Annotated in this window: 15 protein-coding genes and 1 tRNA gene; 8 read left to right on the top strand and 8 right to left on the bottom strand. The window is 72.2% G+C overall.

Annotated features, from left to right (window positions below; all coding sequences use genetic code 11):
• Window positions 1-342: hypothetical protein (locus tag ACVMLK_RS15635; RefSeq protein ID WP_457486908.1), on the top strand; the 342-nt coding region annotated here is incomplete at its 5' end.
• Between the two features lie 31 nt (window positions 343-373).
• Here ACVMLK_RS15635 and ACVMLK_RS15630 read toward each other — a convergent pair.
• From ACVMLK_RS15630 to ACVMLK_RS15605, 6 genes are all read right to left on the bottom strand, one after another.
• Window positions 374-1,699 (bottom strand): FAD/NAD(P)-binding protein, encoded by a 1,326-nt coding sequence (locus ACVMLK_RS15630; RefSeq protein WP_457486907.1) that lies wholly within the window; start codon window positions 1,697-1,699, stop codon window positions 374-376.
• Window positions 1,696-2,067, bottom strand: coding sequence for a gamma-butyrobetaine hydroxylase-like domain-containing protein (locus ACVMLK_RS15625; protein WP_198367217.1), 372 nt, complete (start codon window positions 2,065-2,067; stop codon window positions 1,696-1,698). Before ACVMLK_RS15625 ends, ACVMLK_RS15630 begins: the two co-directional genes overlap by 4 nt.
• Window positions 2,067-2,294 (bottom strand): Trm112 family protein, encoded by a 228-nt coding sequence (locus tag ACVMLK_RS15620; RefSeq protein WP_198367216.1) that lies wholly within the window; start codon window positions 2,292-2,294, stop codon window positions 2,067-2,069. The genes ACVMLK_RS15625 and ACVMLK_RS15620 overlap by 1 nt, the downstream gene beginning before the upstream one ends.
• A 51-nt stretch (window positions 2,295-2,345) precedes the next feature.
• Window positions 2,346-3,011 (bottom strand): LON peptidase substrate-binding domain-containing protein, encoded by a 666-nt coding sequence (locus ACVMLK_RS15615; protein WP_457486906.1) that lies wholly within the window; start codon window positions 3,009-3,011, stop codon window positions 2,346-2,348.
• Window positions 3,012-3,027: 16 nt separating this feature from the next.
• Entirely contained in the window at window positions 3,028-3,966 is a 939-nt protein-coding gene (locus ACVMLK_RS15610; protein ID WP_198367214.1) for a tetratricopeptide repeat protein, read from the bottom strand.
• An 82-nt stretch (window positions 3,967-4,048) separates the two neighbouring features.
• Complete coding sequence (locus tag ACVMLK_RS15605) at window positions 4,049-4,603, bottom strand: YbaK/EbsC family protein (protein WP_422922186.1); 555 nt, start codon at window positions 4,601-4,603, stop codon at window positions 4,049-4,051.
• 168 nt (window positions 4,604-4,771) lie between these two features.
• Between ACVMLK_RS15605 and ACVMLK_RS15600 the strand changes: the two genes are divergently transcribed.
• The 7 genes from ACVMLK_RS15600 to ACVMLK_RS15570 all read left to right on the top strand — a co-directional run bounded on the left by ACVMLK_RS15600 (window position 4,772) and on the right by ACVMLK_RS15570 (window position 12,992).
• A tRNA-Gly gene (locus tag ACVMLK_RS15600) sits at window positions 4,772-4,846 on the top strand.
• A gap of 296 nt (window positions 4,847-5,142) precedes the next feature.
• Window positions 5,143-5,331, top strand: a complete 189-nt coding sequence (gene kdpF / locus ACVMLK_RS15595; protein WP_457486905.1) for a K(+)-transporting ATPase subunit F — start codon at window positions 5,143-5,145, stop codon at window positions 5,329-5,331.
• Between the two features lie 4 nt (window positions 5,332-5,335).
• Complete coding sequence (gene kdpA, locus ACVMLK_RS15590) at window positions 5,336-7,033, top strand: potassium-transporting ATPase subunit KdpA (protein WP_457486904.1); 1,698 nt, start codon at window positions 5,336-5,338, stop codon at window positions 7,031-7,033.
• A gap of 11 nt (window positions 7,034-7,044) precedes the next feature.
• Window positions 7,045-9,069: a potassium-transporting ATPase subunit KdpB gene (gene kdpB / locus ACVMLK_RS15585; RefSeq protein ID WP_422922217.1), complete on the top strand. Its 2,025-nt coding sequence runs from the start codon at window positions 7,045-7,047 to the stop codon at window positions 9,067-9,069.
• Window positions 9,070-9,072: 3 nt separating this feature from the next.
• Window positions 9,073-9,633 (top strand): potassium-transporting ATPase subunit KdpC, encoded by a 561-nt coding sequence (kdpC, locus tag ACVMLK_RS15580; RefSeq protein ID WP_457486903.1) that lies wholly within the window; start codon window positions 9,073-9,075, stop codon window positions 9,631-9,633.
• Window positions 9,634-9,648: 15 nt separating this feature from the next.
• Window positions 9,649-12,303: an ATP-binding protein gene (locus ACVMLK_RS15575; RefSeq protein WP_457486902.1), complete on the top strand. Its 2,655-nt coding sequence runs from the start codon at window positions 9,649-9,651 to the stop codon at window positions 12,301-12,303.
• Entirely contained in the window at window positions 12,300-12,992 is a 693-nt protein-coding gene (locus ACVMLK_RS15570; RefSeq protein WP_457486901.1) for a response regulator, read from the top strand. The genes ACVMLK_RS15575 and ACVMLK_RS15570 overlap by 4 nt, the downstream gene beginning before the upstream one ends.
• A gap of 10 nt (window positions 12,993-13,002) precedes the next feature.
• On the opposite strand, the gene ACVMLK_RS15565 is transcribed toward ACVMLK_RS15570, so the two are convergent.
• The gene (locus ACVMLK_RS15565) at window positions 13,003-14,493 is read right to left on the bottom strand and encodes a GntP family permease (RefSeq protein ID WP_457486900.1); all 1,491 of its coding nucleotides are present in this window, start codon (window positions 14,491-14,493) and stop codon (window positions 13,003-13,005) included.
• On the bottom strand, window positions 14,486-15,559 hold a 1,074-nt coding region (locus tag ACVMLK_RS15560; protein ID WP_457486899.1), incomplete at its 5' end, for a patatin-like phospholipase family protein. The genes ACVMLK_RS15560 and ACVMLK_RS15565, both read right to left, overlap by 8 nt.

Here is a 15,559-nt window from a genome sequence, read left to right as displayed (position 1 = left end):
GCCATCAATCCAAATATCTCTACTTCCAGAAAACCCGATGCGATTTTAAATCAACATTTGACCTTAATAACCGGATCGACTTTCGAAGTAAAGCCGGTTTTTTCAGTCTTTCGCTTCGCCTTCCGAAACTTCGTCGGCGGTGAGTGCCTTCTAGCGAAATCTATTCCGCCGGTCAACACACCCGCCGAAGTTTTTCTTTCGGCGCCTTCCGCTGTCCCTCTGCTGTCACCAGCGCCGGGTCAGCGGCAGGGGGCGGCTTCTAGGCCCCGCCGCGAGGGCTGTCAAACAGGATTCCGTGGCCAACGCGGATTCAGCCGCGCCTGCCGGACAGGGCTGCCATGACCGCTTCCGCTCCAGCGGAGCGGCAGGCTCTTCAGCTCGCCAGATGCCCGGCCAAAGCCAGGGCCTGCGCCCGGATCTCGGGCACGGCGGTGACCTCCCAAAGGGCGCCCCGCGTCAGCGGACCCATGGCGAACAGGCCGGGCACCGGCTGCCCCGACACCCCCAGCACCGCGCCGTCCCGCCGGACGGCCAGGCCCGCCCCCAGGGGGTCCAGCCGGGCCAGCCCCTGGCTCAGCAAAGCGGGGAAAGGGGCCGCCTCCCGCCAGGCATGGCTGCCCTCCGGGCCGGTGCAGAGGATGATCCGAGCCGCCCGGCGCGACACACCCTCCCCGCCACGCCGCCGAAGCCGGGCCACAACCTCTCCGCCCTCGACCTGCCAGCCCTCCAGGCGCGCCGCCTCGAAACGCAGGCGCCCCCGCCGCTCTTCCTCGGCCAGCCGCCGGGCCACCGCCGGCGCCAGGCGGTGCCGGTGCAGGTTCCAGACGGATCGGGCATGGCGCAGGAAGCGCGCCCGCTCTCCGGCATCCCAGCCCTGCCAGAGCGCCTGCACCTGCGGCCGGAGTCCGTCGATGACCGCCTGCCAGGGCTGGCCGGCCGCCGCGGCCCGGCGGACGTCCCGCCGCAGCAGGCGCATCACCTCCAGCACGCCGGCGCCCGCGGGAAGGCGCACGGGCCAGGGCGATGGAAAGGCGCCCGCGACATGCGATAGCGGGGGCCAGCCATGGCGTGACACGGCGGTCACCACCCCCTCATGCCCCCGGGCCCGCAGCGCCAGCACCATATCGGCCATGGTCAGGCCGGTGCCGAGCAGGAGCACGGGCGCATCGGGCGCCAATCCCTCCAGGGCCGCGGGGTCCCAGGGATTGCCATGGACATGCGGCGGCGCGCCGCCCCCGGAGGCGAAACCGCCCAGGGCCAGGACCAGCCGGTCCACCCTCTCCTCAAGGCCCGAGGCGCCGCGCAGCCGGAAGCCGCCCTTCTCCCCGGGCATCACCTCGGCCACCGCCTCGGAATGGTGGCGCAGCCGCCCCGCCGGATCGTCCAGGGCAGCGGTGAGGGCCTGCCGCAGATAGGCACCATAGAGGGCGCGAGGGGCGAAGACCGGCCCATCCTCCGTCCGGATCTCCGGCCGCCGCGCCGCCAGCCATTCGGAGAAGTCGCCCGGCCGGTCGGGGAACAGGCTCATCCCCGCCGCCGGCACGTTCAGCAGATGCTCCGGCTCCCGGGTTCCATAGGCCAGGCCGGGGCCGGGAGGGCCGGGCTCGAACAGCAGGACCTCGGGCGCCGGGCGCCGCGCCATCAGCTGGAGAGCCAGGGCCGTGCCCGAGAAGCCGGCGCCCAGGATGCCAATTCTCACGGTCCCCTCCGTCCCGGCGGATCGCGTGAGAGGCCGCGCGCGGCCAGGGCCGCCTCATAGGCCGCCCACCGCGCGGCCTGCTCCTCGCCGAGCTGGCGCAGGTAGATCCAGGTGTAGATGCCGCTGTCATGCAGATCGTCGAAGACGAGCCGGATCGCGTAATGGCCAACGGGCTCCACGCTCAGGATGCCGACGAACCGGCGCCCGGCGACGAGACGCTTCTCCTCCGGCCCGTGCCCCTGCACCTCGGCCGAGGGGCTCTCCACCCGGAGGTACTCGGCCGGAAGGGAGAAGGCGGCACCATCCCCGAACAGGATGTCCAGGCGCTTCTCCTCCCGGCGCAGCCGGATCTCGATGGGCGCCGCCATCAGGCGCCGAGCTGTCGTGCCTCGTCCGGCAGCATGATCGGAATGCCGTCGCGAATCGGGTAGGCCAGGCCGGCCTTCTCGCTGACCAGCTCGCCGCGCTCGCGGTCGTAGCGCAGCGGGCCCTTGGTCACCGGGCAGACCAGGATCTCCAGCAGGCGGGGATCGACGGGCCCGCCGGCGGGCTGGCCAGCGGGCGCGGAGGGGGCGGTGTCGTGCGCGTTGCTCATATCAGGCGATTCCTGCGCCGCGCCGCCGCCGCCGTCAACTCACGCCTCCACTCAGCTCGGCCGCGCGCCGGCGGCGGGGCCGGCCGCATCCATCCGCATCAGCGCCAGCAGCAAGGTGGCGCGCTCCCGCAGGTCCAGCGCCTCCAGCAGCGCCTGCTTCTCGGCGCCGCCGAAGGGGCAGATCATGCACAGCGTGGTGACAAGCACGGGCAGCGACAGGCCTTCCACCGCCTCCCAGTCCACCTCCATCCGCCGCGCCTGGAAATAGGTCCGCATCGCCGCCAGCAGCCGAGGCCGGTCGATGCCCGCCGGCGATGCCTCCACCGGGCCCAGGTCGGCGGCATAGGGGCTGAAATCCGCGCTGACGGACCGGTAGCCGCGCGGGTGGACCGCCAGCTCCCGGCGGACCCGGAAGCGGATGAGGCCCAGCAGGGTGATCAGGTAGCGGCCATCCCCCGTCTCGGCGAAGGAGGCGATGCGCCCCAGGCAGCCGACGGAAAAGATCGTGGACTGCCCGTCGACGCGCGGATGCGCCGGGTCCGGCAGCATCATGCCGAAGAGACGCCCGCGGGCCAGGGCGGCCTCGGTCAGGGCCAGGAAGCGCGGCTCGAAGATGTTGAGCGGCAGGCGACCGCCTGGCAGCAGAAGGGCCCCGGCCAGGGGAAAGACCGGAAATTCCTCCGGCAGATCGGACAGCCGGGGATGGAAGGGATCCATGCCCGGCTTTCCGGGTTCAGCGGAACAGCAGGGTCGAGAGCCCGCGCCGCGCCTTCACGGTGGCCGGGTCCATGGGCCCCCAGGCCTCGAAGAACTTCAGCAGCTGCTTGCGCGCCGCCTCCTCCCCCCAGGCGCGGTCGCGCCGGATCGCCTCCAGCAGGGCCTGCGCCGCCTCCGCCCGCTGCTCCATGGCATTCAGCGCCACGGCCAGCTCGATCCGCGCCGCGTGGTCGTCCGGATCGGCGGCCAGGCGGCTCTCGAACTCGGCGAGCCGCTCGCGCGCCTTGCGGCCCTCCGCCGCCAGCTCCAGCGCGCTCCTCACGCCGGCGATCTCGGCGTGGCCGCGCAGCTTCTCGGGCACGGCGTCGAGAACCTGAAGCGCCCGCTCCTCCTCACCCATCGCCATCAGCGTGCGGGCCAGGCCGGCCAGGGCCTCGGCATTCTCCGGCTCCTGCTGCGCCAGGGCGGCGAAGAGTTCCAGCGCGGTCTGCTGATCGCCCGTCTCGGCCGCCTGCCTGGCCTCGGCCAGCAGGTCCGCCGCCGGCATCTGGCCGCCGGCCAGCTTCAGCAGCGCCTCGATGAACTTCTTCAGCTCCGATTCGGGCAACGCGCCCTGGAACAGGTCGGCGATCTGCCCCTGCCAGAAGGCCACCACCGTCGGCACCGACTGCAGCGGCAGCCCCATCTGGGACAGCTGCTGCACCAGGGCACGGTTCTGGTCGATGTCGATCTTGACCAGCCGCACCCGGCCCTGCGCGGCGCGCACCACCTTCTCCAGGGCGGGCGTCAGCTGCTTGCAGGGGCCGCACCAGGTGGCCCAGAAGTCCACCAGGACAGGCACCTCGCGGCTGGCATTGACCACGTCCTGCATGAAGGACTTGGAATCGCCATCCTTGATGACATCGCCACCCCCGCCGGGGGCAGGCGCCTTGTTGGGATCGAGGAAAGTATCCATGAGAGAGCACCAGTTCAGCAGTTCCTGCCCAGCATAGATGCGCCGGAAGCGGCGCGGCGCAAGGCGGCACGGACCCGGCCGGTCAATCCGGCGGCGGTTCCTGCCCATCCAGGGGCAGTTCCTCCGGCGCATGTCCCAGCGCGCGCAGGAAGCGCAGCAGGTCCGCCGCCGCCAGCGCCGTGGTGGCGGTGTTGGTCAGCGGATGCAGGTGCAGCGGCCCGTCGCCCCGCAGCAGGAGGGTGTCGATCGCGACCCGCACCCGGCCGGGCCGCGCATTGACCAGTCCCAGGGGCGAGACCGACCCGGGCGCCACCCCGAGTTCCGACCAGAGCTCGGCCGCCGTGGCGAAGCTCCCCCGCCCCGCCCCGAGCGCCCGCAGCAGGGCGTTGACCGAGACTTGGCGGTCCTCCTCCAGCACGAGGAGCAGGTAGGGGCCCGGCGCCCTCGGGCGCAGGAAGAGGTTCTTGACGTGAAGGCCCGGCAGGGCGCCGCGCAGCGCCTTGCTCTCGGCGACCGTGTGCAGCGGCGGATGCGTCACCGTCCGGGCCGGGATGCCCAGCCGGTCCAGGCGGGCGAGCAGTCCCTCCGGCGTCTCGGGCGCCAGGCCGGAGGAGAGAGGGGGGAGGGTCTCGGACATGCCAGGGCTTATGCCACAGCGCGCCGGTCCCGATGAGGCCCGCGCGCGGCCCCCCACCCTTCCCCGCGCGGCGGCGCACGCCATGCAGAATTTTTCTCGCCCGGCCGCGACGGGGACTTGCGGAGCCGCCGGACGCATGACATATCGCGCCCCACGCCGATACGGAGCGCGGGCGTAGCTCAGGGGTAGAGCACAACCTTGCCAAGGTTGGGGTCGAGGGTTCGAATCCCTTCGCCCGCTCCAGATTTCCACAGGAAACACAGGCGTTTAGCAAGGGCTCGCTTCGGCGGGCCCTTTCTGCTTCCGGGGCCGCTGAGGCGGAACGCGCCACGAAGCCCCGTCGCGCGAACAGCGGCCCTTCCGGCCTTGCCCCCCGACACGATGGATCACCGGACTGGCTGACCATGCCCCGCGGCGATGCGGCAGACCGCCTGTGCGGACGGCGCGTCTTTATGCGTTCTTTATGTAGGGCGCCGCGAACCGGCATCGATCCTTTACGGTCCTCCCGCCTAGAGCTGCGCTGACCCTTCGGTCGACGCATGAGGCACAACCGTGATCGATCTGCTCCTGCTGGCGCTGGGCGTCGGCATCCTCGCCCTGATGGCGGCCTACGCCGTCGGCTGCGAACGCGTCTAGCCGCCATGTCCGAGCTTCTCCTGGCAGGGATCGTCGCGGCTGGCCTGCTTCTCTATCTCGTATGGGCGCTGCTGCGCCCCGAGGACCTGTGATTCCATGACCTGGATCGGCTGGGCGCAGATCGCGCTCGTCCTCGCCTGCGTGATCGCCGCCGCGATCCCGCTCGGCCGCTACATCGCCGCCGTCGCGGCCGGACGTGTCGCCTGGCTCGCGCCGCTGGAGCACGCCCTCTACCAAGCCGCCGGGATCGATCCCGCGCGTGGCATGGGCTGGAAGGCCTATGTGCTGGCCATGCTGGCGGCGAATGCCGGCGGTTTCGTGCTGCTCTATGCGTTGTTGCGGCTGCAGGGCGCGCTGCCGCTGAACCCGCAGGGTTTCGGCGGGCTGTCGCCCTGGCTCGCCTTCAACACCGCGGTGAGCTTCGTGACCAACACCAACTGGCAGGCCTATAGCGGCGAGGCCGCGATGAGCCATCTCAGCCAGATGGCGGGGCTGACGGTGCAGAACTTCCTCTCCGCCGCCACCGGTATCGCGCTGGCGCTGGCGGTCTGCCGCGCCTTCGCGGCCGGTGGCGTGAAGAATCTCGGCAACTTCTGGGCCGATTTCCTCCGCATCACCCTGTATGTCCTGCTGCCCCTCAGCATCGTCGTCGGGCTTGTCTTTGTCGCCATGGGCATGCCGCAGACACTGGTCGGCGCGGCCGGGGCCACGACGCTGGAAGGCGGCACGCAGACCATCGCGCTGGGGCCGGTGGCCTTCCAGGTCGCGATCAAGCACCTCGGCACCAATGGCGGCGGCTTCTTCGGGGTGAATGCGCTGCATCCCTTCGAAGGACCCTCGGCGCTGGCCACCGCGCTGCAGATCTGGGCGCAACAGGTGATCCCCTTCGCGCTGGCCCTCACCTTCGGCCATATCGTCGGCGACGTCCGCCAGGGCCGCGCGCTGCTCGGCGTGATGCTCGGCTACATCCTCATCGCCACGGCGCTGGTCTATGCGGCCGAGGCGGGCGGCAACCCGCTGCACCTGGCCGCCGGCGTCGATCCCGCCCAGGGCAACATGGAAGGCAAGGACCTGCGCTTCGGCATGGCGCTGGCGGCGCTGTTCACCGCCTCCACGACCGGCGCGTCCTGCGGCGCGGTCAACGCGATGCTCGACAGCTTCACGCCGCTCGGCGGCCTGGTGCCGATGGTCCTGATCCAGCTTGGCGAAGTGCTGCCGGGCGGCGTCGGCTCGGGCCTCTACGGCATGCTTGTCTTCGTGCTGCTCGCGGTGTTCGTGGCCGAGCTGATGGTCGGCCGGACGCCGGAATATCTCGGCAAGAAGGTGCAGGCGCGGGAGGTGAAGCTCGCCATGCTCGCCGTGCTGGTGCTGCCGGCCTCGATCCTGGGCTTCACCGCGGTGTCGCTGGTGCTGCCCTCGGCGGTCTCCTCCATCCAGGATGCCGGGCCGCATGGATTGAGCGAGATGCTCTACGCCTTCACCTCGGCCACTGGCAACAACGGCTCGGCCTTCGGCGGGCTGACCGCCGACACGCCCTGGCTGAACACCACGCTCGGCATCGCGATGCTGCTCGGCCGCTTCGCCTATGTCGTTCCCGTGATGGCGATCGCGGGATCGCTCGCCGCGAAGCCGAAGCTCGGAGCCTCCACCGGCACGTTCCCGACGCATGGTCCCCTCTTCGCCGGGCTGCTCGCCGGCGTGATCCTCATCCTGGGCGGGCTGCAGTTCATGCCCGCCCTCGCCCTCGGGCCGCTCGCCGAGCACTTCGTGCTGCTCGCCGGCAAGACCTTCTGAGGTCCCTGATCATGCAAACGACATCCGCCCTGGGCAGGCACGCGCTGCGGCGTGCCGGGACCGATGCCCTCCGCAAGCTCAATCCCCGCCATCTCGTGCGGAACCCGGTGATCTTCGTCACCGAGGTCATCTCCATCCTCGTGACGCTGCTGGCGATCCGCGCCGCCTTTCTCGGCGATGCCTGGAGCTTCCAGGCCGGCATCGCGCTCTGGCTCTGGCTCACCGTGCTGTTCGCGACCTTCGCCGAGGCGGTCGCCGAAGGCCGCGGCCGCGCCCGGGCGGAAAGCCTGCGCCGCGGCCGTGGCGAGGCGAGCGCCAGGGTGCTGCTGCGCGAGGACGACCGCAGCCTGTGGCAGAACCGACCGGCGACGGACCTCCGCGTCGGCGAGTTCGTGCTGGTCGAGGCCGGTGAGCTCATCCCCTCGGACGGGGAGGTCGTCCAGGGCATCGCCAGCGTGAACGAGGCCGCGATCACCGGCGAATCCGCGCCCGTCATCCGCGAGTCCGGCGGCGACCGCAGCGCGGTGACCGGCGGCACGCTGGTCGTCTCCGACTGGATCGTGGTGCGCATCACCGCCGCGGCGGGCGCCACCTTCCTCGACCGCATGATCGCCCTGGTGGAAGGCGCCAGCCGGCAGAAGACGCCGAACGAGATCGCACTCGACATCCTGCTGACCGGCATGACGATCATCTTCCTGATCGCCGTCGCCACGCTGGTCGGGCTGGCGAGCTGGAACGGCCGGCCGCCTTCCGTCGCCGTTCTGGCGGCGCTGCTCGTCACGCTGATTCCGACGACGATCGGCGGCCTGCTCTCGGCCATCGGCATCGCCGGCATGGACCGCCTGGTGCGCTTCAACGTGCTGGCGACCAGCGGCCGCGCGGTGGAGGCGGCGGGCGACGTGGATGTGCTGCTGCTCGACAAGACCGGCACCATCACGCTGGGCAACCGGCAAGCGGCCGCCTTCGTCCCGGCGCCCGGCGTGGGCGAGCACGAACTGGCCGAGGCCGCGATGCTGGCGAGCCTGGCGGATGAGACGCCGGAGGGGCGCTCCATCCTGGCCTTCGCGCGTGACCGCCACGGCGTTCTGGCCGATGGCCCGCCGCCCGGCGCCGTGGCCGTCCCCTTCACGGCGCAGACGCGCATCTCCGGCCTCGACCTGCCGCAGGGGCGCTACCGCAAGGGTGCGGTGGACGCGCTGGCGCGCAGCCTCGGCGTGGCGGTGCCGCCGCCGCTCGCCCAGGCGGTGGATCGCATCGCGCGCGCCGGCGGCACACCGCTGGCGGTGGCCCGGGACGCGACCCTGCTCGGCGCGATCGAGCTGAAGGACATCGTCAAGACCGGCATGCGGGAGCGCTTCGACGCGCTGCGCCGCATGGGCATCCGCACCGTCATGGTGACCGGCGACAACCGCCTGACGGCCGCCGCCATCGCCGCCGAAGCCGGGGTGGACGACTTCATCGCGGAGGCCACGCCGGAGGACAAGCTCACCTATATCCGCCGCGCGCAGGCGGAGGGCCGGCTCGTCGCGATGGCCGGCGACGGCACCAACGACGCGCCGGCGCTGGCGCAGGCCGATGTCGGGCTCGCCATGCAGACCGGCACGCAGGCGGCGCGCGAGGCCGGCAACATGGTCGATCTCGACAGCGATCCCACCAAGCTGATCGAGGTGGTGGAGATCGGCAAGCAGCTGCTGATCACGCGCGGCGCGCTGACCACCTTCTCCATCGCCAATGACGTGGCGAAGTACTTCGCGATCCTGCCGGCCATCTTCGTGGCGAGCTATCCGGAGCTGCAGGTGCTCAACGTCATGCACCTGGCGAGCCCGGAGAGCGCCATCCTGGCCGCGGTCATCTTCAACGCGCTGGTCATCGTGGCGCTGGTGCCGCTGGCGCTGCGCGGCGTGCGCTACGTGCCGGTGGGCGCCGCCGCGCTGCTGCGGCGGAACCTGCTGATCTACGGGCTTGGCGGCGTCGTCGCCCCGTTCCTCGGCATCAAGCTCATCGATCTGATCCTCCAGCTCCTGGGACTCGCCTGAACCATGACCGCCATCCTCCGTCCCGCCGTCGCGATGGTGCTGCTGCTGACGGCGCTGCTCGGCATCGCCATGCCGCTCGCCATGACCGGAGTCGCCGGGCTGGTGTTTCCGGACCAGGCCGGTGGCAGCCTCATCCGGCGCGACGGGCGCGTCGTCGGCTCGGCGCTCATCGGCCAGGCCTTCACCGGGCCGCGCTACTTCCATCCGCGCCCCTCGGCGACCGCGCCGGAGCCCTACAACGCCGCCGCCGGCGCCGCGTCGCAGCTTGGCCCGACCTCGGCGGCGCTGCTCGACAGCGTGCGGCAGCGCGTCGCGGCGGTCGGCGGCCCCACGGTGCCGGCCGATGCCGCCACCGCGTCCGGCTCCGGCCTCGATCCGCATATCAGCCCGGAGAATGCCGCGCGGCAGATCGCCCGCGTCGCGCGGGCGCGTGGCCTGCCGGAGGACAGGCTGGCGGCCCTGGTGGCGCAGCACATCGAGGGCCGGGAACTCGGTCTGCTGGGGGAGCCGCGCGTGAATGTGCTGCGCCTCAACCTGGCGCTCGACGCGCTGGCCGGGACGTGATGCTATTCCCCGCCCATGCCGAGCGAGCCCGCCCGCCCTGATCCCGACGCGCTGCTCGCCCTGGCGCGAAAGGCGGAAGGCGGGCGCCTCAAGGTCTTTCTGGGTGCCGCGCCCGGTGTCGGCAAGACCATGGAGATGCTGGCCGAGGCGCGGCGCAGGCGGGCGGGCGGCGCGGATGTGCTGATCGGCCTCGTCGAGGCCCATGGACGTGCCGAGACCCAGGCCGCGATCGGCGAACTGCCTCTGCTGCCGCGCGCGCGCATCGCCTATCGCGGCCAGATGCTGGAGGAGTTCGACCTCGATGCCGCGCTGGCGCGGCGGCCGCAGATCCTGCTGCTGGACGAGCTGGCGCACAGCAACGCACCGGGCAGCCGCCATCCGAAGCGCTGGCAGGATGTCGAGGAGCTTCGCGCGGCGGGGATCGAGGTCTGGACCACGGTGAACGTCCAGCACCTGGAAAGCCTCTCGGAGGCGGTGGCGCGCATCACCGGCGTGCGCATCGCCGAGACGGTGCCGGACCGCGTCCTGGCCGAGGCCGATGCCATCGAGCTGATCGACATCCCGCCCGCCGAGCTGATCGAGCGCATGCGCCAGGGCCGCATCTACCGGCCCGACCAGGCCGACCGCGCGCTGAAGGGCTTCTTCCGCGAGGGCAATCTGGCCGCCTTGCGCGAGATGGCGCTGCGCCGCACGGCGGAGCGCGTCGATGCCGATGTCACCGGCTACATGCGGGCCAATGCCATCCCGGGTCCCTGGCCAGCGGGCGAGCGCGTCCTGGCGCTGGTCGGCGCCGATCCCGCCTCCGAGACGGTCGTGCGCGAGGCCCGGCGCATCGCCGACGCGCTGAAGGCGCCGCTGCTCGCGCTGCATGTCGAACGCCCCGCCGCCCCCGGTGCCGGCGATCCCGGCGCGATGCTGCGGCTGGCCGAGGAACTCGGCGCGACGGCGGAGACGGTGATCGCCGCGGATGTGCCGGCCGCCATCCTGCGCGAGGCACGGGCGCGCAACGTGACGCATCTGGTGATCGGCCGCGGCCGGCCCCCCTTCTGGCGCCTGGCCACGGGGCGCACCCTCTCCGGCCTCCTGCTGCGTCGGGCCGGGGATTTCACGCTGCACCTCGTGCCCACGCCCGCCGGGCCGCCGCGCCGCGTGGCGCCCGATCCGCGCGCCGTGCCCCCCTGGCTGGCCTGGGCGGCGGCCCCGCTGCTGGTGGCGCTGGCCACCGGCGTCGGGCTCGCGCTCGATCCCGAGGTGCCGGAGGCCGCGCTCGGCATGGTCTACCTGGTGCCGATCGTCGCGGCCGCGGTCGGCTTCGGTCCCGTCCAGGGCGGCGTGGCCGCGGTGCTGGCCTTCCTGTGCTGGAACTTCCTGTTCCTGCCGCCGCGCCACACCTTCGCCATCGCCGGCCCGCAGGATGTCCTCGGCGTCATCGTCTTCGCGCTGGTCGCGCTGCTGCTGGCGGGGACGACCGGCCGGCTCGGCCGCTCGGTCCGCGCGGCGCGGGCGCGCATGCTGGGGCTGCGCCGGCTCGTGGAGTTCAGCCGCCGCCTCGGTGTCCCGGGCGACAGGGCCGACATCGTGCAGGCGATCGCCGAGGAAGCCTCGCGCATCGCCGGCGCGCCGTCCTGCGTCCTGCTGCTGCTGCCGCCGCTGCCCGGCGAGACCGCACCGGAGCCCGTGCTGCGCGCCGCCGTGCCGCTGGATGCCGAGCCGGACGAGGCGGCGATGGCCGCGGCGCGCTGGGCGGTGGCGAACCGCCGCGCGGCCGGTCGCGGCACCGACACGCTGCCATCGGTCGCGTGGCAGTTCCGCCCCATGCGCACGGCGCGCGGGTTGGCGGGGCTCGTCGGGCTGCGCGCGTCACAGGGCGGGCCGCTGGAGGCGGAGGCCGACCGGGCGCTGGATGCGCTGCTCGACCAGGCTGGCGTGGCGCTGGAGCGCGCCGAGCTGATGGAGGAGCGCGCGCGCGGCGAGGCGCGCGCGGAGACCGAGTCGCTGCGCAGCGCGCTGCTGACCTCGCTCGGCCATGATCTGAGGACGCCGCTGACCTCGATTCGCGGCGCGATCGCCACGCTGCGGACCGCCGGCCCCGTGCTGTCCGACGCGACACGCGCCGATCTGCTCGCCACGGCGGAGGAGGAAGCGGCACGCCTCTCGCGCTGGATCGCCAACATCCTCGACATGGTCAGGATCGAGCACGGCCAGATCGAGCCGCGCAGGGAGCCGGTCGATCTTGTCGAGGCGGTGGAGACGGCGGTCGCGCGGGCCATCCAGGCGCGGGGCAGGCCCATCGCTATCGAGGCGGAATCGCGGCCCGAGGCACCGCGGCTCGATCCGGTGCTGCTCGATCAGGTCCTGGCCAATCTGCTCGACAACGCGCTGAAGTTCTCCCCCGCGGGGAGCCGGGTCGCCGTGCGGGTCCGCCGCGAGGGCGCGGAGGCCGTCATCGCCGTGGAGGATGACGGGCCCGGCATCGATGCCGGCGATCTCTACCGCATCTTCGATCCGTTCTTCCGCGCGACGCGCACCGATCGCGTGGCGGCGGGCAGCGGGCTGGGCCTGGCGATCTGCCGCGGCCTGGTGCGGGCGATGGGTGGGCGCATCGCGGCGGAGAGCCCGGTCGCGGAGGCGCGCGGCACGCGCATCGTCATCCGGTTTCCCGCGACATGACGGAACCTTCGATCCTCGTCGTCGATGACGAACCGCAGATCCATCGCTTCCTCGCCGCCGCGCTGGAGGCGGCGGGCTACCGGCCGCTGCGCGCCGGGACCGTGGCCGAGGGCATGCGCATGGCCGCCGAGCGCGCGCCGGCGCTGGTGCTGCTGGACCTCGGCCTGCCGGATGGCGACGGGAAGGCGATGATCCCCCGGCTGCGCGCCTTCACGGAGGCGCCGATCCTCATTCTCTCGGCCCGCGATCACGAGGCGGAGAAGGTCGCCGCGCTGGATGCCGGGGCGGACGACTATATCGAGAAGCCCTTCGCGCTGGCCGAGCTGCTCGCCCGCATCCGTTCCGCGCTGCGCCGCGCCGGCCAGCGCGCGCCGGAGGCCCAGGCCACGCTGCGGCGCTTCGGCGGGCTGGAAGTCGATCTGGCGCATCGCCTCGCCCGCCTCGACGGCGGCGACCCCCTGCATCTCACGCCCCGTGAATGGGATCTGCTCGCCGCTCTGGTGCGTGGCGGCGAGGGCCGCGTCCTGACGCACCGGCAGCTGCTCTCCTCGGTCTGGGGCCCGGCGCAGGCCGGGGAGGCGCAGTACCTCCGCGTCTATGTCGGCCATCTGCGGCAGAAGCTCGGACCCTGGGGGAAGCTGATCCGCACCGAGCCGGGCGTGGGGTATCGCTTCGGAGAGCCGCCGTGATCCCCCCGGATCAGAAGGAGCCGATCAGGCTCCCCAGCAGGATCACGACCACCAGCGCCACCAGGGCGCTGACGACGCTCGACATGAAGATATCCAGGTAGCTGTTCCGGTGATCGGAGCCGCAGACCGCGAGGAGCGTGACCACCGCGCCGTTGTGCGGCAGGGCATCCAGTGTGCCGGCGCCGATCACCGCGACTCGGTGCAGCAGGCCGGGATCGATCCCCTGCTCCGCGGCGATCCGGAGATAGGTCGGGCCCAGCGTGTCGAGCGCGATGGTCAGCCCGCCCGAGGCCGATCCCGTCAGCGCCGCCAGCACGTTCGTCGCCACCGCCAGGGAGGCCAGAGGCCCGCCGCCGATGCCGAGCACCTGGTCGCGCACCATCCCGAAGGCCGGCAGGGAGGCCACCACCGCGCCGAAGCCGACTAGGCTGCCGACGCCCAGCACCGGCAGGACGGCGGAGTTCGCGCCCGCATCCAGCGTGGCGCGCAGGGAGGGCAGGTTGGCGCGGTTCAGCAGCACCACGGCCAGGCAGGCCGCGAAGAGCGCCAGGGCCACCGACCAGACGCCCGCGACCGCGCCGATCGTGGTGCCGCCCCAGCGCGGATCGGCCAGGAAGCCGGTATCCATGCGCGGCAGGACGACCGCCGTCATCAGCAGGTTGACCATCAGCACCACGCCGATCGGGGCCAGGGCGGTCCAGAAGCCCGGTTCGCTCCGGCCGTGCTCGCCATGGCGCATTTCGGCCGGATCGAATTCCGTGGAGATCGCGCCATGCTCGCGAACCACGGAATCGTCGAGGGCCCGCTCCGTGGCCTCCCGCCCGTCCGGATCGGACAGGCTGTAGCCTTCCCCGGCCTTGCGCGCCTGCTTCTCGCGATAGTCCAGCCACCAGAGGCCGAGGGCCGCCATGACGAGCGCGGCGATGAGGCCGAGCCCGGGCGCCGCCCAGGGCGATGTGCCGAAGAAGGGCATCGGGATGGCGTTCTGGATGGCCGGCGTACCCGGCAGCGCCGACATGGTGAAGGTCGAGGCGCCGAGCATGATCGTCCCCGGCATGAGCCGGTGCGGGATATCGGCCGCGCGGAACATCGCGTGCGCCATCGGGGCGAGCACGAAGAAGGCGACGAAAAGGCTGACGCCGCCATAGGTGACGAGCGCGCCGGCCAGCACCACGGACAGGATGGCCCGCTTCCTGCCGAGCCGGGCGGTCATGCCGTTGGCGATGGCGGTGACCGACCCGCTGTCGTCCATCAGCTTGCCGAAGACCCCGCCCAGCAGGAAGAGCGGGAAGAACTGCGCGATGAAGCCCGCCGCGCCGCCCATGAAGGTCTGGGTCCAGTGGGCGAGCAGGGGCTCGCCGGCGAAGCCCCCCCCCCCCCCGGCGGGGGGGGGCGGGGGGGGGGCGGGCGCGAGGAGGAGCACGCTCCAGCCGCGGAAGGCCAGCCCCATGAGAAGGGCCAGTCCCAGGAGGATGCCGAGAAGGCCCATGGGATCAGACACCCTCCAGCAGCTTGTTTAGGTTGACCGAGGAGCGGCGGCCGATGGCCTCGCCATTCTCGGCCAGGAAGCGTTCCGCCGTCCGCCGCCCCTCGTCGCGCAGGAAGGTGAGGAAAGCCCATTCCGCGTTCAGCTTGGAGGAATAGCCGAGATCGATCATCACGGGGCTGGAGAGGAGATGCACGCGGAAGCTGGCCCAGCGCGCCCCCTCCACCCTGCTGCTGTCCAGCTTCGCGCCGCTCTCCGCGACGACCTGCTGCAGCAGGGCGATCATGCGGAGTTCCTTGATGATCGTGGCGTTGAAGGAGATCTCGTTCAGCCGGTTCTGGATCTCGGTGGCGGAGCGGGGCACGCCGGGTCGTTCCACCGGGTTGATGGCCACCAGCAGGAGATCGTCGGCCGAACCGCCATCGCGGACGAGCGGGGTGATGGTGGGATTGCCGGCATAGCCGCCGTCCCAGTAGGCCTCGCCCTCGATCTCCACCGCCTGGAAGAGCGTGGGCAGGCAGGCCGAGGCCATCAGCGCCTCGGGCGTGACCTCGGCGTTGCGGAACACCCGGCCCCGTCCGGTGCGCACATTGGTCGCGGTGACGTAGAGGCGCTGCTCCGCCAACGCCAGGCGATCGAAGTCGATGGTCTCGGCGAGCACCGCGCTCAGCGGATTGCCGCCGACCATGTGGATGTCGTAGGGCGAGACCAGCCGGGCCATCATGTCCATCGCCAGGAAGGCCGGCGAACTGTCCAGCGACCAGCGGCCCAGCAGGATGTCGAGCGGGCCGCGCTTGAAGGGACTCAGCAGCGCCGCCCGTGCCACGGCGCTCCAGAAGCGCTCCAGCGCGGCCCTGGCGCCGTCGCGCCCGCCCTGATGGTAGCCCGCCACCAGGGCGGTGGCGTTCATGGCCCCGGCTGAGGTGCCGCTGATCGCATCGATCTCCAGCCAGGATTCCTCCAGCAGCCGGTCCAGCACGCCCCAGGTGAAGGCCCCGTGCGAGCCACCGCCCTGCAGGCCGAGATCGACGGCGACAGGATCGCGCGGGCGGGCTTCCGGCGCGGCGTCCGGGGGCCCGCC

This window comes from Teichococcus aerofrigidensis, from assembly GCF_054073225.1.
The sequence above is the reverse complement of the archived record's forward strand: the minus strand, read 5'-3'. Positions and strand labels throughout refer to the sequence as shown.